This window comes from Pseudomonas luteola NBRC 103146 (assembly GCF_002091675.1).
GTDB classification, from domain to species: domain Bacteria; phylum Pseudomonadota; class Gammaproteobacteria; order Pseudomonadales; family Pseudomonadaceae; genus Chryseomonas; species Chryseomonas luteola.
Window position 1 is genome coordinate 60293 of sequence record NZ_BDAE01000021.1, and the last position, 18792, is coordinate 79084.

Annotated in this window: 20 protein-coding genes; 8 read left to right on the forward strand and 12 right to left on the reverse strand. The window is 53.7% G+C overall.

What is annotated here, in order from left to right; genetic code table 11:
- Nucleotides 1-92: 92 nt before the first annotated feature.
- From PLU01S_RS19535 to nfsB, 5 genes are read left to right on the forward strand one after another with little or no spacing between them, the layout of a single operon-like run.
- Nucleotides 93-1100: a zinc-binding alcohol dehydrogenase family protein gene (locus tag PLU01S_RS19535; protein WP_074829276.1), complete on the forward strand. Its 1008-nt coding sequence runs from the start codon at nucleotides 93-95 to the stop codon at nucleotides 1098-1100.
- A 21-nt stretch (nucleotides 1101-1121) separates the two neighbouring features.
- Nucleotides 1122-1637, forward strand: a complete 516-nt coding sequence (locus tag PLU01S_RS19540; protein WP_074829273.1) for a DJ-1/PfpI family protein — start codon at nucleotides 1122-1124, stop codon at nucleotides 1635-1637.
- Nucleotides 1634-2803: an L-dopachrome tautomerase-related protein gene (locus PLU01S_RS19545; protein ID WP_139208916.1), complete on the forward strand. Its 1170-nt coding sequence runs from the start codon at nucleotides 1634-1636 to the stop codon at nucleotides 2801-2803. Before PLU01S_RS19540 ends, PLU01S_RS19545 begins: the two co-directional genes overlap by 4 nt.
- A 16-nt stretch (nucleotides 2804-2819) precedes the next feature.
- Nucleotides 2820-3596: a glycine betaine ABC transporter substrate-binding protein gene (locus tag PLU01S_RS19550; protein WP_074829271.1), complete on the forward strand. Its 777-nt coding sequence runs from the start codon at nucleotides 2820-2822 to the stop codon at nucleotides 3594-3596.
- A gap of 17 nt (nucleotides 3597-3613) precedes the next feature.
- Nucleotides 3614-4267 (forward strand): oxygen-insensitive NAD(P)H nitroreductase, encoded by a 654-nt coding sequence (gene nfsB / locus PLU01S_RS19555; protein WP_074829268.1) that lies wholly within the window; start codon nucleotides 3614-3616, stop codon nucleotides 4265-4267.
- Between the two features lie 86 nt (nucleotides 4268-4353).
- On the opposite strand, the gene PLU01S_RS19560 is transcribed toward nfsB, so the two are convergent.
- The 7 genes from PLU01S_RS19560 to PLU01S_RS19595 all read right to left on the reverse strand — a co-directional run bounded on the left by PLU01S_RS19560 (nucleotide 4354) and on the right by PLU01S_RS19595 (nucleotide 12465).
- Nucleotides 4354-5115, reverse strand: a complete 762-nt coding sequence (locus tag PLU01S_RS19560; RefSeq protein ID WP_010798654.1) for a ParA family protein — start codon at nucleotides 5113-5115, stop codon at nucleotides 4354-4356.
- Between the two features lie 92 nt (nucleotides 5116-5207).
- Nucleotides 5208-5387, reverse strand: coding sequence for a hypothetical protein (locus tag PLU01S_RS19565; protein ID WP_074829264.1), 180 nt, complete (start codon nucleotides 5385-5387; stop codon nucleotides 5208-5210).
- A gap of 409 nt (nucleotides 5388-5796) precedes the next feature.
- Entirely contained in the window at nucleotides 5797-8889 is a 3093-nt protein-coding gene (locus PLU01S_RS19570; RefSeq protein ID WP_216822628.1) for an error-prone DNA polymerase, read from the reverse strand.
- Nucleotides 8865-10280 (reverse strand): Y-family DNA polymerase, encoded by a 1416-nt coding sequence (locus PLU01S_RS19575; RefSeq protein WP_074829258.1) that lies wholly within the window; start codon nucleotides 10278-10280, stop codon nucleotides 8865-8867. Before PLU01S_RS19575 ends, PLU01S_RS19570 begins: the two co-directional genes overlap by 25 nt.
- A 10-nt stretch (nucleotides 10281-10290) precedes the next feature.
- On the reverse strand, nucleotides 10291-10908 hold the full coding sequence (gene imuA, locus PLU01S_RS19580) for a translesion DNA synthesis-associated protein ImuA (RefSeq protein WP_074829255.1): 618 nt from the start codon (nucleotides 10906-10908) through the stop codon (nucleotides 10291-10293).
- The gene (locus tag PLU01S_RS19585) at nucleotides 10905-11258 is read right to left on the reverse strand and encodes a hypothetical protein (protein WP_074829249.1); all 354 of its coding nucleotides are present in this window, start codon (nucleotides 11256-11258) and stop codon (nucleotides 10905-10907) included. Before PLU01S_RS19585 ends, imuA begins: the two co-directional genes overlap by 4 nt.
- Nucleotides 11259-11586: 328 nt before the next feature.
- Nucleotides 11587-12465, reverse strand: a complete 879-nt coding sequence (locus PLU01S_RS19595) for a LysR family transcriptional regulator (RefSeq protein WP_074829244.1) — start codon at nucleotides 12463-12465, stop codon at nucleotides 11587-11589.
- 156 nt (nucleotides 12466-12621) lie between these two features.
- Here PLU01S_RS19595 and PLU01S_RS19600 point away from each other — a divergent pair, with 156 nt between their 5' ends.
- From PLU01S_RS19600 to PLU01S_RS19610, 3 genes are all read left to right on the forward strand, one after another.
- The gene (locus PLU01S_RS19600) at nucleotides 12622-13710 is read left to right on the forward strand and encodes an NADH:flavin oxidoreductase (RefSeq protein ID WP_074829241.1); all 1089 of its coding nucleotides are present in this window, start codon (nucleotides 12622-12624) and stop codon (nucleotides 13708-13710) included.
- 312 nt (nucleotides 13711-14022) lie between these two features.
- Nucleotides 14023-14397, forward strand: a complete 375-nt coding sequence (locus tag PLU01S_RS19605; RefSeq protein WP_074829237.1) for a hypothetical protein — start codon at nucleotides 14023-14025, stop codon at nucleotides 14395-14397.
- Nucleotides 14394-14588, forward strand: coding sequence for a helix-turn-helix transcriptional regulator (locus PLU01S_RS19610; protein ID WP_074829234.1), 195 nt, complete (start codon nucleotides 14394-14396; stop codon nucleotides 14586-14588). The genes PLU01S_RS19605 and PLU01S_RS19610 overlap by 4 nt, the downstream gene beginning before the upstream one ends.
- Before the next feature lie 227 nt (nucleotides 14589-14815).
- Here the strand turns inward: PLU01S_RS19610 and PLU01S_RS19615 are convergent, their stop codons facing one another.
- The 5 genes from PLU01S_RS19615 to PLU01S_RS19640 all read right to left on the reverse strand — a co-directional run bounded on the left by PLU01S_RS19615 (nucleotide 14816) and on the right by PLU01S_RS19640 (nucleotide 18584).
- The gene (locus PLU01S_RS19615) at nucleotides 14816-15133 is read right to left on the reverse strand and encodes a hypothetical protein (RefSeq protein WP_074829231.1); all 318 of its coding nucleotides are present in this window, start codon (nucleotides 15131-15133) and stop codon (nucleotides 14816-14818) included.
- Nucleotides 15134-15837: 704 nt separating this feature from the next.
- Complete coding sequence (locus tag PLU01S_RS19625; protein ID WP_216822627.1) at nucleotides 15838-16239, reverse strand: P-loop nucleotide/nucleoside kinase family protein; 402 nt, start codon at nucleotides 16237-16239, stop codon at nucleotides 15838-15840.
- A gap of 90 nt (nucleotides 16240-16329) precedes the next feature.
- The gene (locus PLU01S_RS19630) at nucleotides 16330-16689 is read right to left on the reverse strand and encodes a hypothetical protein (protein ID WP_074829226.1); all 360 of its coding nucleotides are present in this window, start codon (nucleotides 16687-16689) and stop codon (nucleotides 16330-16332) included.
- Nucleotides 16690-17164: 475 nt separating this feature from the next.
- Nucleotides 17165-17413 (reverse strand): hypothetical protein, encoded by a 249-nt coding sequence (locus PLU01S_RS19635; protein ID WP_074829201.1) that lies wholly within the window; start codon nucleotides 17411-17413, stop codon nucleotides 17165-17167.
- Nucleotides 17414-17504: 91 nt separating this feature from the next.
- Nucleotides 17505-18584, reverse strand: coding sequence for a Shedu immune nuclease family protein (locus PLU01S_RS19640; RefSeq protein ID WP_074829199.1), 1080 nt, complete (start codon nucleotides 18582-18584; stop codon nucleotides 17505-17507).
- Nucleotides 18585-18792 lie beyond the last annotated feature (208 nt).

Genomic DNA, 18792 nt, shown 5'->3' on the forward strand with positions numbered 1-18792 from the left:
CCCGTTTCGATGGCTGTTTGCTCCCGTCGTGAATCGCGATGATGGCTCCACGGTTAACGCCACTGTTCATATGTTCACTTACGGAGTCCCCCATGAAAGCAATTGCCTATACCCGGCACGGCCTGTCCATTGATGATTCTCGCTCGCTGGTTGATATCGAGCTGCCCACGCCAACCCCTGGTCCACGCGATCTTCTGGTTGAGGTTCAGGCCGTTTCGGTCAACCCTGTCGACACCAAAGTCCGTGGTGGCTCGGCTACTGACACGCCGCGCGTGCTTGGCTGGGATGCGGCGGGCGTCGTACGTGAGGTGGGGTCAGAGGTGACATTCTTCCAACCGGGTGATGACGTTTACTATGCCGGCTCGATTACCCGCCCTGGCACCAACAGTGAGTTTCATCTGGTGGATGAGCGTATTGTAGGCCGCAAGCCCGCCTCGCTAGGCGCGGCCGATGCCGCTGCACTCCCTCTGACATCCATAACCGCCTGGGAATTGCTCTTTGATCGACTAGGCATTCTGGAGAATGGTGGCAAAGGCGAAAGTCTTCTGATAGTCGGCGCCGCAGGCGGGGTCGGCTCAATCCTGACGCAACTGGCCCGACAGCTCACCCAACTTACCGTTATCGGTACAGCTTCGCGCCCTGAAACCCAGGAATGGATCCGAGCGCTTGGCGCGCACCATGTGATTGACCATAGCCAGCCACTCACTGAGGAACTGGCTCGCATCGGTCTCAAGGAGGTCAGCCATGTTATCAGCCTGACTCATACCGATAGCCATTTCCCACACCTTATCGAAGTGCTTCGCCCACAAGGGCGCCTCGCGCTAATCGACGATCCCGATACGCTGGACGTAGTACCCATGAAGCGCAAATCCCTGTCATTGCACTGGGAGTTGATGTTTACCCGCCCGATGTTCGAAACACCCGACATGATCCGCCAGCATGAGCTGCTGAACCGGGTAGCGGAGCTTATCGACCAAGGCGTGCTGCGCTCTACGCTAGGAGAGCATTTCGGCCGGATCAATGCGCAAAACCTGCGCCGTGCCCACGCCCTTATCGAGAGCGGGAAGGCCAAAGGCAAGCTTGTCCTGGAAGGCTTTTAGCCTCTGATAAGGAGTAGCCCCATGTCACGTATTGCTGCAGTCAGCACGACAACATCCCTGCTTCCGAAGGACATGCTCGACATCGTGTCCTTCTGGCGGCAGGCAGGTCATGAAACCTGTATGTTCTCGTGCGATGACCAAGCTCCTCTGGCACATATTGACCCTGTCGAATTCGACGCCCTGGCAGTGCTTGGTAGCAGCGATACGCTTTGCCCACTCGGTTACAACGAGTTGCTATGGGATAGCGTGCAAGGCTTCGATGCCATCAAGAAAACTGTTGCCGGCATAGGGACTGGGGCATTGGTACTGGCCCATGCCGGCCTGCTGGTTGGCAAGCGTGCCACCTGCAATCCAACACCCGCTGTGATCGCTGACCTCAAACTACACGGCGCCCTATACAGCAATGAATCACCTGTCGTGGCCGGCTGGATCGTAACAGCGACACGAGGAGGCACTCATTCCTTTGCCGAAGCCGTTTTGAATAACTTAGCCGTCGCCAAGGCACCCCATTTTCATTTACAAGGAGCCACCCAATGAAGCATTTGATTCCCACCCTGCTGGCCGCAACCATTGCCGCCGTGAGTACGTTGTCGTTTGCGGCAGCCCCTGCATCACAGGACTTGCCACATGAGACATCCATTGGCCAGCTGGAACCTGTGTTTGCGTTCTACGACGCCATGCCGACCGGCGTTACGGTTTCCGAGCAAGGCCGCCTCTTTGTCAACTTCCCACAATGGGGGGACAACGCACCTTTCAGCGTTGGCGAAATACGCGACGGTAAGGTAGTCCCCTACCCTGATCAGGCCATCAATACGCCTGACCCAAAGGCACCGGCCAGGCATTTCATCAGCGTGCAAAGCGTTGTGGCAGACGGACAAGGACGCTTGTGGGTACTAGATACTGCTGCGCCGAAGTTCAGTGCTCCTCAACCTGGCGGCGCCAAACTGGTCGCGATCGACCTTAAGAGCAATAAGGTTGTGAAGACGCTGGTTTTCCCTGCCAACGTCATCCTGCCGAGTACGTATGTCAATGACATGCGCTTTGACTTCCGTACCGGGAAGGAAGGTACAGTGTATGTCACCGACTCGTCTGTCAGCGGGCCGGGCGCCATCATTGTCATGGACATCGCCACCGGCAAGGCGACTCGCCGTCTTGATGGAGACGTCACGACCTCTGCCGACAAGCGTTTTATTCCTACCGTGGAAGGCGAAGCCATGCTGGCACGCGGCGCAGATGGAACCGCTAAACCGTTTGGTGTGGCATCCGATGGTATTGCCCTGTCGCCGGACGGTCAGACCCTTTACTTCAGCCCACTTTCGAGTCGCCACCTTTATGCAGTGCCAACCCGTCTGTTACGGGATGAGCATGTGACTGAAGCACAGCTATCGGCTGCGGTACTGGATATGGGCGAGAAAGGCGCCTCCGATGGCCTTGAAGCCGATGCCAATGGCGCCGTCTATGCCAGTGACTACGAGCACAACGGTATTCGCAAACGGCTTGCCGACGGCACTTGGCAGACCATCGTCCACGATCCTCGTGCAATCTGGCCTGACACCCTGTCCATCGGGCCGGATGGCTATCTCTATTTCACGGCTAATCAGCTAAATCGCCAGGCTGGCTTTCATGGCGGCAAGGATCTGCGTACCAAGCCTTACAGCCTGTTCCGTGTGAAGATCAACGCCGCTCCGGCGCCAACCCGCTGATACGGGAGAGCTCATCATGCATAATCCGATTCGTATAGGTCATATTGGGCTGAGCTTTCATGCTGCCAGTGCCGCCGTGGTACAACGTATTGTTGAGCGTCATGGCTATCGCGTAGAGAGCGTAGCTGCTCCCCATGAAGATATGTTCAGGCACTATGGCGCTGGGGAGGTGGACTTTTTGGTATCGGCCTGGCTACCGGCCAGTCATGGGGGCTATCTGGCTCCCTATGCCGAACAGACCCGTACCCTGGGCGTTCTATATCAGCCGTACTGTATCTGGGGCGTGCCGGACTATGTGCCTGCCGAGGCGGTGGCAAGCATCGATGATCTGAAGCGACCTGACGTTGCGGCACATATGAGTCTGCTGATACAGGGCATCAATCCGGGAGCCGGTATCAGCCGCTTTTCGCGCGACATCATCGAGCAGTATGGTCTTGATCAGGTTGGCTATCACTTCGCCAACGGTACGCAAGCCCAGTGTTTCGAGCGATTCGAGCAGGCCGTAGAGCGTCGCGAATGGATCGTCGTCCCCCTCTGGCACCCTCAGTTCCTGCATTACCGCTACGCCATCCGGGCGCTACACGAACCACGCGGCCTTCTGGGCGGCCAGGATGACGCCACGCTGATTGTGCGCGAAGAAACGGCTGCCCATCTGGCGCCGGCACTGCTCAATGAGCTTTCTCAGCTCTCGCTGGGAAACGCCACAATCAGCGAACTCGATTACTGGATCTGCCGGGAAGGGCTTTCGCCTCTGGAAGCGGCTGATCGCTGGCTGGCCCAATCTTTCACCTGACCTGAGAGAAGATACTTATGAATCTATCTACATTACTTAGTCAGCGGTACACCACCAAGGCATTCGACCCTTCGCGAAAGATACCGCACGCCACGCTTGAAGAACTGCTTGGTTTGCTACGCCAGAGCCCTTCATCCGTAAACTCACAGCCCTGGCATTTCGTGGTTGCCTCAACTGACGAAGGCAAGGCTCGCTTAGCCGTCTCGACACAAGACACGTTTGCCTACAACCAGCCCAAGGTGCTCAATGCGTCCCACGTCATAGTGCTCTGCACACGCACCGATATGACCGAAGAACATCTTGGCGCCATCCTGGAGCAGGAAGATATCGCTGGTCGCTTCCGGTCTGAAGAAGCCAAGGCCACACAGAACAAGAGCCGTCGTCATTACGTGAGTCTGCATCGCTACGACCAGAAGGATTTGCAGCATTGGATGGAAAAACAGACCTACCTGGCCTTGGGAACGCTATTGCTGGGTGCTGCCAGTCTGGGTGTCGACGCCACCCCCATGGAAGGTTTTGACTCTCGCAAGCTGGATAAAGAGCTCGGCCTTCGTGAACAGGGCTTCACGAGTCTGGTTCTGGTAAGCCTTGGCTATCGAGCCGATTCGGACTTCAACGCGAGTCTGCCCAAGTCACGCTTGCCAGCTGAGCGCCTCTTCACTTATGTATAAACGGGCCAGGCGCCAGACAAAGAAACTGTTTGGCGCCTACCCTTTTGGATACAGGCATGAGCAGCTTGCCTTGATCATATATGCCGCTATCGCTCCAGCCAGTCGAACAACGCCTTGTATTGTTGGGTCAACTTGTGGCCAGGGTCCAGATGGATAAGCGGCTTGCTCTGCTGGTGGGACTCTTTCATCTTGACCGACCCCATAAGGTACGTCGGGATAATCGGCATGTCCGTCTTTTCCAGTTCACCTAACAGCGCTCGGGGAACACCGGCATTGGCCTGAAACTGATTGACGACGATACCTTCCACACGCAAACGATCACTAAAGTCCTCCTTGATCTCTTCAATATCAAGAAAGAGCTCACGTAACGCATTAAGCGAAAACGTATCGCAATCAAAGGGAATAAGGCAGCGGTCGGCTGCAATCAGGGCCGATACGCTATAGAAATTCAAAGCCGGTGGTGTATCGAGATAGATACGATCGTAATCATCGATCAACTTCTCGAGGTATTTTCCCAGCTTCTGGATCTTATATTTGGCTTCGAGCTTCATCTGAATATCTTCCAGCTCGCGGGAAGCCGTTATGATGCTCAGATTATGAAAGGGCGTCTCGAGAATAGAAGCCTTGGCTTTCTTGGCGGAATCAGAAACCGTTTGCTTGAAGAAGTCGGCAATACCGGCCGGAATCTCGTCGCCTATAAAGCCTGTCAGATAATGAGTGGAATTGGCCTGTGGGTCCAGGTCAATCAGAAGTGTGCGAAAGCCCTCAGCTGCGCTGATGGCGGCGAGGTTGCAGGCAATACTGGTCTTGCCCACGCCTCCCTTTTTGTTGAAAACCGCTCTGATCATTTGCTTTGAAAACTGCTCCTTGCATGGTAAGACGGTAGTGAGCACAACACGTTTAAAGCGGCACTCCTTAACCAGAGTCCCGCTTCCGCGTTTTACACTGCCTCGGCCAGACTTTCCCTGGTCAGCCGGACGTCTTGCAGCGCATCAATGCGTGTCGAAAGCTTCTGAGCAAAAGCATCGGCTTCATATTCCGTATAGAACTTGACCGGAATATTATTCAGCCAAACAACCCATGTGGATTCAGCTTGTACTTTTTCTATGCGTATATCCATTTCACATGCTCTAAGCTTTAAAGAAATCGACTTTTCGTTTTTGCGCCTACCTTTTAACCTTCAAGAAATAGATTGTCTATATTTCTATAATAAATAAGTAAGCAAAGCTTAATATTCAGTTGTTTTATTACACTATTATTTCAATAGCATTAAATTTAAGTTTCATTGCGTCTTTATGAGATCATAGTGCTATCAACATAGCTATTATGACGCCTTGCTTGATTGGCTTCTGGCACGCCCTTACGTGTATCAGCATTCACACTTACGCATTGGGTTAAAAAGGTTGTGCCAGACCAGGTTTGCAACTAGGCGGACGGCTCTCGTATAAAAATACGACAGTGCTCAAGGTCAGCTAGGCAAGCGCGACGATAGGCTCAGACCCAACGCACCTTACCCGCAGTTAACCTCACTATTTGAAATCCCGGCTCCGGGTATCCAGTCCGTCAAGCAGCTCGCTCAGGTCTGTAAGACGACCCGCGATGAGATGAAGCACTCCTTCCTTTCGTTCAACCGTACCATCGATACGCAGCAGCCTCGACTGCAGAAGCTCGCGTCGTTGCCGCTCGGCAAGGTCACGCCATACGACCACATTGACCATTCCATACTCATCTTCAAGCGTTACAAAGGTGACGCCACTGGCAGTACCAGGGCGCTGCCGACCAACGACGAGGCCGGCAATGCGCGAGAGCTGCCCATGATATCGCTCGGCAAGTTCGCGCGAATCAAGCAGCCGGCGAGTCCTGAGCTCAGCCCTAAGCAGTGCTAATGGATGTGGCCTCAGCGTAGTACCTGTAGCGGCGTAGTCGGTATACAGATCGTCTGCCACAGTAGGCTCTGGTAATTTGACGTGTTCCTCGCTCACCACTGCGCCCTCTGTGAAGAGAGGCAACTGCGGCTCGATAGCTGCCATATTCCAGCGGGCCTGATAGCGATGCCCCGCCAGGCTTTTGAGCGCGCCAGCATCTGCCAGACATTCACGCGCTCTGGCATCGAGCCCTGCTCGCAGGCAGAGATCGGCCACACTCAAAAACGGCTGTACCGCACAGGCTTTTTCAATAGCGCGTCCGGCTGATTCCGAAAGCCCTCGAATCATTCGCAAGCCTAATCGGATTGCAGGCTGGTCGGTGTCTGCCTGCTCCAGACTACAGTCCCAATGGCTGTGACAGACGTCGATTGGACGCGTTTCAATACCGTGTCGCCGGGCATCCTGTAACACCTGATCAGGGCTATAAAACCCCATGGGCCAGCTATTGATCAAGGCACAGGCAAAAGCGGCCGGCTCATGGCATTTCAACCAGCAACTGGCATACGTCAGTAACGCAAAGCTGGCTGCATGGGATTCAGGAAATCCATAACTGCCAAAGCACTGAATCTGCAAAAAGATGCGCTCAGCAAATTCCCGGGTATAGCCATTGGCAAGCATCCGCTCGGTCAGTCTTTGCCGATGCGGCTCAAGGCCGCCGTGGCGCTTCCAGGCAGCCATGGAGCGGCGCAACTGGTCGGCCTCGCCAGGCGTGTAGTCTGCAGCCACAATAGCCAGCTCCATGACCTGCTCCTGAAACAGCGGAACCCCCAAGGTACGCTCGAATACACGCTTCAGGCGGGAGGGATAAACGATAGGCTCCTCGCCGTTACGGCGGCGCAGATAGGGATGAACCATATCACCCTGGATAGGCCCGGGACGAACGATTGCCACCTCGATGACCAGATCATAAAACGTTTGTGGCTTGAGCCGTGGCAGCATGGCCATCTGGGCCCGTGACTCGATCTGAAAAGTGCCTAGGGTGTCTGCACGACTGATCATGGCGTAGGTCTTTCGGTCTTCCTGAGGAATGGTGGCCAGGGTAAGTTCACGTCCCTTGTAGTGCCGAATCAGATCGAAGCAGCGGCGTAGCGCGCTAAGCATGCCCAGCGCCAAGATATCTACTTTTAGCAGCCCCATGGCGTCCAGATCGTCCTTGTCCCACTGAATAACGGTACGCTCGGCCATGGCTGCATTTTCTACGGGTACAAGCGTCTCCAGTGATTGCTCCGAAATGACGAACCCACCCGGGTGCTGCGAGAGATGACGTGGAAACCCAATCAACTCACCGGCCAGGACGAGCACTCGCTTGAGCAACAGGCTCTCCGGGTCGAATCCGGCCTCCTGCAGGCGATCCGGAGGCGGTATACGATCGCTCCAGCGACCGCAGCATTCAGCCAGGGCATTGATCTGATCCGCCGGCAAGCCCAGCGCCTTGGCCACGTCACGCACGGCGCCAGCCGCGTGGTAGGTATTGACCACCGCCGTCAGGGCTGCACGTGTGCGCCCGTAACGTTGAAAGACATACTGGATGACCTCTTCACGGCGTTCGTGCTCGAAGTCCACATCGATGTCTGGCGGCTCGTTTCGCTCATGGGAAATGAACCGCTCGAACAGTAAATTGATTCGCGTCGGGTCAAGCTCGGTGATCCCCAGGGCAAAGCATACCGCCGAGTTGGCTGCTGAGCCCCGACCCTGACAGAGAATGCCTTGCTCTCGTGCAAAGCGGACGATGTCATGCACGGTCAGGAAATAACTCTCGTACCGCTTCTGGCAGATCAGCTCAAGCTCACGATCCAGCTGTTTCGTAACAGTGTCCGGTGTACCTTCCGGCCACCGCCAGGTACTGCCCTGCTCTACCAACCTGCGTAGCCAGCTACTGGGCGTATGCCCCTGGGGCACCACCTCCGAAGGATAGTGATACTGTAGTTCGGTAAGCCTGAACCGACAGCGCCGGGCAATCTTCACCGACTCGGCTAGCAATACTGCCGGATAGCACTCAAACAGTGTTTCCAGCGTACGCAGGTGGCGTTCGCCATTGGGGAACAACCGCTGCCCAGCTTCGGCGACCGTTACATGATGCCGGATGGCGGTCATGGTGTCCTGCAAGGCGCGTCGCCCTCGTGCGTGCATATGCACATCGCCACAGGCGACCAGAGGCAAATCCAGGGCGGCGCCTAGCGCCTGAAGCCTTACCCATCTTTCGGCATCATCCGGACCATAATGTCGCTCGACACCTACCCATAGGCGCCCGGAAAAGCACTCGCTCAACCAGCTGCCCTGCGCATTGTCGTCCGTGCCAGGCAGCCAGATCGCTAGAAGTCCCGAGCAGTGATCGGTAAGGTCCTCCTTGAGTAGACGATAACGGCCCTTTTCGGCACGGCGCCTCGCTCGGGTAATCAGTCGGCACAGATGGTGGTAGCCGCCCAGGTCTTCCACCAGCAGCACAACCTTGGGACCTTCACTGATACAGAATTCAGCACCCACAATCAGAGGTAGGCCATGTGCTTGTGCGGCTTGCCAAGCGCGTACGATACCGGCAAGCGTGCACTCATCCGTAATGGCCAGCGCCTCATATCCCAGGCGTTTGGCCCGTTCAAACAATTCATCGGCACTGGAGGCGCCTCGCTGAAAACTGAAATGGGATAAACAGTGCAGCTCCGCATAACCAGTGCTCATGCAAACCACCCATGCAACCACCAACCCGGCCGCTTTGCGATTGCCTCATAAGCCCAGGCCAGGCGGCCATTGGGAAGCTCCACCAGATAATAGTCCCGGCGTATATCGCTGCCGTCCCACCAGCCAGACTCGATCCGCTCGGGGCCGGCCAGAATATGGGGTGCCGCCTCGCCCAGTGGAATAGGCTCACGTAACAACCACGCCGGGCGCTTCCCTTGCGCAAGCATCTGTAGATCACATGATTTGGCATCCTGCCGCCAGGATGCCTCCGGCCGATGATCCCCCTGGCCGCCAACCGCATAGACGGCCGAATCACCAAGGCGTGTTCTGAGGCGTTCGCGTAACTGCTCCCATGACAGCGTCTGCTGCGGTCGCGGTTCAAACAAACTACGGTGCTCCGGTACAAAGGCTGGAAGTTGCTCCGCGACCAGCCGCAACGCCAGAATGGGCGCCGTAACCTGATGGATTTCCAGCCGCCCACGGGCATATTCAAGCAACAGGCCCGCATCCCGTTCGGGTGTCAGGAGTCCTACCGTGATCAGGCTATCCGGTTGCGCACGATGCTCCAGATACAGCATGAAGCGCTGCACACCACTGTCCCTCCCGGCCAGGTACATGGCCAGATCCAGCGTCAGGCGACGTAACGGAAATAGAAGTTGCTGGTTCGACTCCACTTCAAAGTTAAACTCTACCCGCGTATCAAAGGTATCAGGCGGCCGGTAGAAGCCCAGCGCCAATGGCCTTCTACCCAGTAACAGATCGAGTTGGTTCAGCAAACCGGCGGGAAAGCGCCTGGCTATTTCGGCCCTGGGCAGATCCATTACCTGCCTGAGTCGTCTGAACCCCATACGGCCAAGCGATTGCACCAGAGCGTTATCCAGACCAGCCCGGTCCAGTGGCAAGGGGCCGAGCCTTTGCCGCAACTCCGTATCGTTCGCGATAACCAGATCATCCGAGACATTGGCCATGATGCGCGCGGATACAGGATTGGGCGCCAGGGTAATACGGTGGCTGAAGCCGAGCGCCGCCAACTCGTCACGTAGGCGCTTGGAAAACGCAGGCCAGGGGCCAAACAACGGCATGCTCGATTCAACTTCAAGCAGAAGCGCTCGTGGATAATGCAGACTCACCTGGGCACTGAAGCCATATGCCCAGGCAGCCAGAAGATTCTGGTTGCGCTCGATATCGTCCAGATTGTATTCGGCTGTTGCAAAGCCTGGGCATAAGGTTTGTGCAGCAGCGAGGGTCAACCCTGGCGCCAGCCCCAACGCCCTGGCACGGGCATTGACTGCACGCAGGACGCGCCGTTGTGGCGTACCTCCGAGCAAGACCAGGGGTTCGGTACATTCGGGACGGTGACGCAGCACACCGTCCAGCGCCAGCTGTGGCAGCAGGATACACGCCCATTTCATAGCAGTCCCCTTAGCGCCAGGCAGCCGCAGGAAGAGGCAGTGCTTTCGGTTGACCGCCACGGCACTTGAGGATGCGCAGCTGTAGCGGGCTGGGCTCTATCACAAGCCGTAGGGCAGCAGGTGATGGATTGGCAGCCTCTTCAAGGCTGCGGTAGACAAATGCCAATGTCTGCCCGGTCTCGGCCGCCACTTGTAGCCTGCGTAGCGCCTTGTCATCCGCACGTTCCGGCCAGCACAGTACCGCACCACAACTGCCCGAGCGAAGGCATTGCTCTGCAGCCCATAAGGTTTCTCGCCCCTTGGCTTCGACGATACCCACCAAGTCCATATCGACCCCAGCGGCGATCCAGGCCTGGGGATAAGGCACATAAGGGGGCGCAATCAAGGTAACTCGCTCACCGCTTTGCGTCAGCCGGGCAAGCGTAGGCCAAAGTAGCTTGATATCCCCTATTCCGGTATAGGGCAGCAGGATCTCGGTCAAGGCCGCCTCAGGCCAGCCGCCAAAAGGCAATCGCTCATCCAGCTCCGCATATCCGGTTGGCTGAGTGCCTGTTCTGACCTGAACGCCGTGACCCTTCCAGACCCGACGACTGTCAAGCAGGCCTTCGAGCGCTACCACATTGCTCATGGCATGCCTCCCGCTTTGCGCAGGGCATGGGTCAGCTGGAGATTGTCTCCGGCCAGCGGCTTGAGCAGTAGCCTGAGCAAAGCCAGGCGCGCATGCCAAACCCAATTAAATGCCTTAAAGCGCGGGATGTGCCGATGGGCCTTGACCAGACCGTTGTAAGGACCAAAGGGAACTGGTTTGTTAGACGGCTTACATTGCAGGTGATTGGCCTGCTGGGCTTTTGCTAGAACGCCACGTAACCTATCCAACGTCTCGTTGAGTAAGTGATCATAGCGAAGCAGTGATGGTTGCGGTCGGAACAGAATGACTTGCAGATCAAGCGAGTCGATTGCTTCACTGAGCTTGTCCATGTGGCCCTACCTTGAGCACGACAACGTTTTCAGCATCCTTGCAAGCCGCTGTTTGAAGTGTGCTCCCAGAGAGCCTGTGCGCCAGATGAAGATAATCTTCCTGCGCCATCCAACAGACAGTGTCGACCTGTTTTTCAGGGCTGAGTCGTCGTAAAAGGGCAAGCATGAACATGGGTGAGACCTCCTTTGCTATTACTGTATAAATAAACAGTAATAAGACAAACGGTATCTCGCAATCTTGACTCCGACGAACGGTATATCAAAAGGCCTTTATTTGACGCGGATTCCTTTTATGCCCCATCGCTAAACGCATAACGTGCTCCACACTTCAAGGCCTGTTCAGGCGGTTTCCAAGCAGTTCCAGGAAAACCTTTACCCTCAGTGGAATATAGCGCCGAGTCGGTAGTAGCGCCCAGATAGACAGCGCCTGCGGCTGTACATCATCCAGCCTGACCTCTACCAACGAACCGGCCGCCAGCTCTCCATGCACATCCCAATAAGTTAGCTGGGCGAGGCCCAACCCCTGAAGGCAGGCAGTACGAATACCTTCAAGGCTGCTGCTGGAAAGCCGCCCCTCCACCCGAATTGAGCGCACCTGCTGCCCTGCCATGAAAGGCCAGTGCTGAAGGCCGTTCAACAGGAGACAGGCGTGATCAGCCAGCTCACCGGAATTAACAGGCGTACCATTGAGGCGCAGATAATCCGGGGAGGCGCACAACACACGTGGATTGACTACCAGCTGCCGGGCAATCAGGTTCGAGTCTCGCAAAGGTGCAATACGAATGGCTACATCGATACCGCTCCCCACAATATCGACAATGTTATCACTCAGATTCAAATCGATCTTCAAGGCAGGATGCTCTGCCAAGAGCTGGGGTAATAGAGGCGCAATCACCGTGCGGCCAAAAACTGCTGGCGCGGTGACCTTCAGCACACCGCGAGCACCAGAGGCCTCAGGAGAAAGCGTAGCACGTGCAGCTTCCTCAGCCTCCAGCATGGTCTGGGCATACGGTAAAAACGCCTCGCCTTCAGGCGTCAGCGATACGGAGCGAGTTGTGCGGTGAATCAGCCGAACCCGCAATTCACGCTCCAATGCCGCCAGCCGACGTGAAACGGACATAGGAGTCATACCGAGGCGGCGGGCCGCACCTGACAAACTCCCCGCCGCTGCAATGGCTGCCAGGACGGCAACATCTTTCATATCCATAGACTTTAACGCCTACCGTTATACCGGTTACTCACCTGTGCAGGCTACAGAAGCACTCAAGATATCGCTATCGTAACCACACGATCCCTCTTCAAGCCTATCGATAAAGGCTTGGCAAACTTCTCTTTGCATTAAAGCCTTTGGAGACATCATCTCATGGTCAAGACGCTTTTCACCCATTTCGACATAACCGGCGTATCGTTAAACAACCGCCTCGCCGTGGCGCCCATGACACGTGTCAGTGCCAATGAGGACGGGACGCCGAACGACACCATGAATCGTTACTACGAGCGCTTTGCACGTGGTGGGTTTGGGTTGATCATCACGGAAGGCTTGTATACCGATCAGGCTTACGCCCAGGGTTATGCGTATCAGCCTGGGATGAGCGATAACGAGCAAGCCCAGGCCTGGAAACCTCTTGTGAATACCCTGCATGTCCAGGGCAGCAAGGTTTTTGCACAGCTCATGCATGCCGGCGCACTGACTCAGGGCAATCGTTTTCGCAACGACACCCTCGCCCCCTCTGCCCTCCAACCCAAGGGCCAGCAGATGACGTTCTACCGTGGTCAAGGCCCTTATCCCCTGCCAAAAGCAATGACCGAAGCAGACATCGCTGATGTCATCAGCAGCTTTGCCCAGGCCGCCAAGCGGGCGGTGGAGGTTGCGGGATTCGATGGCATCGAGATTCATGGCGCCAATGGCTACCTGCTCGACCAGTTCTTTACCGATTACACCAACACGCGTGATGATCGTTGGGGTGGCGATATTCGCCAACGACTTTCGCTGAGCCTTGAAGTGTATAAAGCGGTTCGCTCCGCAGTCGGGGCTAACGTGCCCGTGGGAATCCGCATATCCCAAGGCAAGGTGAACGACTTCGAGCACAAATGGAAAGAAGGCGAAGCCGGAGCAGAAATTGTATTTGGTACGCTGGCCGAAGCGGGTATCGACTTCATCCACGTGACCGAGCACGAAGCATGGCAGCCTGCCTTTGGCGAAGGGCCCAGCCTTGTAGCACTGGCACGCCGCTATGCCCCCAATGTTACAGTCATTGCCAACGGCAAATTGCATGATCCGGAGCGGGCAGTACAGGCGCTGGAAGACGGTGCCGATCTGATTGCCATTGGACGCGGTGCGCTGGCCAATCCCGACTGGCCGCAAAAGGTGGAGAACGCACAAGTACTGGCCGAATTCGATCCTAGCCTGCTAGGCCCGATTGCTCATATCAAAGAATCCGAAACGCTTTGATATCCAAGTCTATTACTTCTCTACCAAAGCAATATTCAAGCGATACAGCCACCCAAACGGCCAGACATTTGTCTGGCCGTTTTGCTTCAGTTCTACGTGCTTTCGCCTTGCGATACCGGACAATAGTTCGTAGCCCCTTATTTTTCTGCCTTGAATGTCAACGCGATCAGGCTCTTCGCCCTCTTAATGTATCTTCCCACAAGGTCCTTGTAGCTGGGCCAATCAAAATCCGGTTATTTATGTAAAGCTCGCTTTACATATCTCATAAGATGGTCAATGATGGAAAGGAGACTTTACATCCAGGAGCATTACATGTCCCGGTATCACTATGAGTTAGGCGCTGCACTTCTTCTTTATAGTACCGTTCTGGTCGCATCCCTGATCCTGCTGCGGCATCTTGAAGGCGCTAGTCTGGCAGTACAGACAGTGGTTTCGTTATTGCCTATCGCCCCGGCCGGGTTGATGTGTTGGGCGATCGTCCGGCAGCTTCGCCGCCTTGATGAGATGCACCTGCGCATCCAACTTGAAGCGCTCGGCTTTGCCTTTGCGGCTTCCGCCCTGCTGACCTTCAGTTATGGGTTTCTTGAAAACGTAGGTTTTCCCCATATCAGCTGGCACATGGTGTGGCCAATCATGGGACTCATGTGGATGATAGGGCTGAGAATAGCGACGCTACGTTACCGATGAAAAACAGACTCAAGGAGCTGCGCGCTGAACGTAACTGGTCCCAGGCCGATCTCGCCTCGCAGCTCGACGTTTCCCGACAAACCATCAACGCCATTGAAAACGGCCGCTACGACCCTAGCCTGCCACTGGCCTTTCAGATAGCACGGATTTTTGCCTTACCTATCGAGGCAATCTTTGATGATGAACAATAAAGGTTACTAACACATTCAGATATAAGTGTACTTTCATGGCCTAAATGGCTTCGAGTGTCTCAAGCGCAGCCAGCCATTGAGCTGTAATCTCAGGCTAACTGCCGCCTGGCCTGCTATGCGCAAGGATCATGTGATGCGGTAGCTCAAAATTCTTGTGCGATTTGAGCGACATTTACGCTGTCTGATTGAGACATAACCGGCAGGCTTTAGCAGGCCCCGTCGCCCATTCAGAAAGGGGCTGGTTGGATAAAGGTTGTATCTGCAAATACTGTAATTGCACCAAAATCTCCTTCGAGAGTATAGCGACTTTTAAAGCATGAAACTGACTCTATTTCCCCAAAAGTGGCGAAACCATCCACTGTGTTAAGTCCTGTCCTTAAAGACAATGCGTAAAACCGAATCTTTATCTTTGAGGTATCCCGATTATGAGAAAAGACAGCCACTCTTTCATTATCCGGAGTAAGTACCGTAAATTGTACAAACAACTCGCCAGCCTCTAATTCAATCCCAAGAAGCTGGCCTTCTTCTAGCTCTGTTAGCTTCATGCAAGCCTTACAATTTTTGGGCAAGTTTAGGCTTTAGCCAAGCCCTAGTAAGCAGGAGCAAATGATCTGAACCCTTTATTAGATAGAGAGACAACTGCCAACAGACTCTTTCAGGATATCTACGAGCTCTGGATCCATATATTTGTACTCGTCTGGAATTTCCAGCACGTGAATAGGCTTATGCTCCAATAGACGAGTAAAATCCGCCACTAACCTGCTCTTATGCTTCTGCTCCATCACAATAATGATATCCGCCCAGCGTATATCCGCAGGACCTACCGTTTTTCGAGCATTTGGGCTTGTACCTGCAGACCGAACACTGATGCCTGGATGTTTACGCCAGACTGTTTCAGCTGTAGGACTTCGCCACTGATTACGGCTACAGATAAATAGTATATTCTTCATGGGTCAATTAGTTTCTAAACGAACAATATCAGAGTGGTTCAGCTTCTTTTACTTCCAGCGATGCATTGTTTGGAATTTTTGTCATTCATTGGCGATAAACGCGACTTGTTCTGGGGTAGCCAAAGATCAATTCTGCCTTTTGCGATTTTGTCATCCAGATCAGTCGGGTCCATGTGACCTGCATTTGACGTTAGGTTAAGAAGCGGGTTTTAGCTCGCCCCAAGCCGAACCACGTTGAACTGCTCCTCCGGTGTTGGCGGCGCGAAGTAGGCCAGTAGGGCATTAAACGTGGCGTCATCTTACAGCGGGTCACCGCCATTAATGGACCGGCGTTCCCTAAGCTGCCGTCTGCATGTCTCGTCCGATACATCAAGGTAGTGCAGTTGATGGTGGGCACCTGAGCTTTCAATGAGTTCCCGGAACCAGGCCCGCTGATTCACAGTATTACCGGGAAAGTCCAAGACAACAGACATACCCTGACGTAGCAGCGCACAGATATGGCCAGCCAAGGCGTTCTTGATGCGGCCAGACAGCGTCATGTAGCTACCTAGATCGGTGATCTCGCCGGGATAGAGGCCACGCAGCAGATCGTCTTCTGATAGGAGAACCGCACCTGAGGACTCTGCGAGCGATTTGGCGAAAGTGGACTTACCAGCGCCCATTTTTCCGCACATGAAGTGAATGGTTGCTCTCTCAATCACTCAAAATCTCCTAAGTGCACATTTGTTAAGGGGCGGGCTTTAGCCAGTCCCAGCAAGCGAAGCGAAAGACTTCAATCAACTTTAGGCCTTTCAGATAGTCCATGGCCCTAGCTCGCCATCAATTGAGATCTGCATGCTCTCGAATTCATCTGAATTGTCTTTCAGGTGTATCTCAATGTCGTTGTCTAGGTAGATAGCGATTGTTCTGTCATCCGGAATTTGGCATCTCACTACGCTGACATTCATGATTTCAAAAAATTGAGATGGAGGCCAGACACCTTCTTGCCAGACACCAATAACCTCACCGTTTCTGACAAGAGTTATGTTTGATTGAACTGCAAAATGGTATTTCCCAAAGCTAAATTGCATATCGAACTGACCAACCAGTATCTGCGTGGTGAATTCTCCAACCATTCCTGAGAGGTCTAAGTCTTCTGGGATACGATACATAATTGCCTAACGATTAATCTAAGAAGCAGGCTTTAGCCCGCCTCAGTGAGCGAAGCGAGCGATTTGAACCGCTAGTTAGGTACGTGGCCACTCGGCACATATGGTGCCACCACTGTTCGCTACTAGAAACTGCGCGCCTTTGCGGGCAAGTGAAGAAGACGTAGACGAAATTTTTAGTACCAACGGATTTTCTGAAACTGGGTCTATATCAAGACGTTCGCTATTTGTAGGGCGACGTATGACTGTAAGCTCCGTCCATTGGTCATCGTTAGGGTGTCGACTATTACCATCAGAGTCAAAATCTTCCTTACCCCACAAATAATGAGCGACAGCTGAAAACGGTGGCCTTGAGCCAGGCTCTATAAGGTAGAGCGAAAATTTTTCTTCCATATACCTAACGATTAAGCTAAGGGGCGGCGGAACGCCGTTCCAGCGAATGAGGTGAGCGGTTTGAGCGCATGGTTAGGGGCTTTCGCTACAGTTGCACACGCACAGATTGCCTTTCTTCCCAGCAATTTTCCGCAACGATGTCTGCATAACCTCTTTTCTTCCCTTGTTCTAAAGCCAGGCTGAATGGGACGGTCATGTAAGTAGACTTATCGCGAATATCGTTGATTTCGTGCTCAGTAAGAGGAGCACCTTTTTGCTGCTCCGCCGCATAGAGAACAGTAACAAGTGCGGGGATAAATACGAGACACAGAGGATTATTAGATGTGTCAGTCATATTGTCTCCTAACGCCTGGGCTCAGCGGCCGATTTGGAGGCGCACCGCGCTGGAAAAGCGGTCCGCTGCAGCACCTTGTTAGGTTTTTTTCTCAGCGCTTCAACCTTCGAAGCCAAGTGTCCCATGATTCAATGCGAACAGGTGGAGTGGAGGTTGTTTCATAATCATGCCTCTTTTTACTCTCTTCTAAGTCATTTACCGTTCTACCCCCAATTACAACAGTGCGAATATTTACATCCTTTTCAGGATCAACTCCTTTGCAAGAGTTCGGCCCAACAAATGCGTTGTGAATCAAATCACCGGATAGGACTTTAAGCCTTCTTTCATGGGCGTCTTTACGAAATGATTCATAATTCCGATAAACCACTCCAAGCCTTTTTTGAATCTGTTCGGCAGCGTCACGAACTTTGTGATTAAACGAGGCATAATGGTTCGAGTTAACTAGTTTGAATTCCGCACCTTTTACTTCAACTAAGGTAATATCCATACGCGACCTGCCTGAAAAGATCACAAAATCCACAGCACCGTCAGCTAATGGGTATTCCGAAAAACATATGTACTCTCCATCGCCCACATAAGCTTCGGCAATAAGGGAAAGATCTTTTTTAATCAGCCTTTGGATTTCTTGCTCATTAGCGCCAAATTCTATTAGTTCTGAGATGGAATCCTTTGCAATCATTGACTCCATTATCTCAAATTTACGAGCAATTACGTCCGGACTTTCAATGTACATGGATCCCCTGAAAGGATCTCTCTGGTATCTAATCTTGTCAGCCTGCTCATAGACAGACCTGTTCTCTACACTTCTTTCAGAAAGCTCTTTTTCATCTTTTTCATCACCGGCAATCAGCTCGACTACCCTTTCTCTTTTTATAGACTTCCACTGGGTAGTTGGGCTCAGCGTTACCACATCAAATGTATCGAGCTCAGCTAGGTCTCTTTCGTAATGTTCAATAAAAGTGGCACTTTGAGTCACCAGCCCTTTTCTAATAACCGAGTCTATTATTTTTTCTACGGCATTCGTGACTGATTGCCCATCATTGAGATTACCCAAATCAGTCAAAAGCACGACAAGGCCTTCGCTTCCCACATAGGTTCGCACCCGGCAAATCCCACCACAGGAATGCATTTTACTATTACCGAAATCATGAACCACATCTGAAACTTTCAAACCAATAACACTCCTTACTATTACGTCTAACACCTGAATTAAGCCGCGCCGCGAAGCGGCGTCGGCTTGGAGGCTGTAATGGACTCTCCCTGCACCACATTTCTTCTATAACACAGTGGTGACTGTTCGCTGGGAGAGGTGCGATGAAACGCATAGCGGTTGATTTGGCCAAGTCCGTTTACCAGGTTGCCGAGAGTGTTCAGGTGGG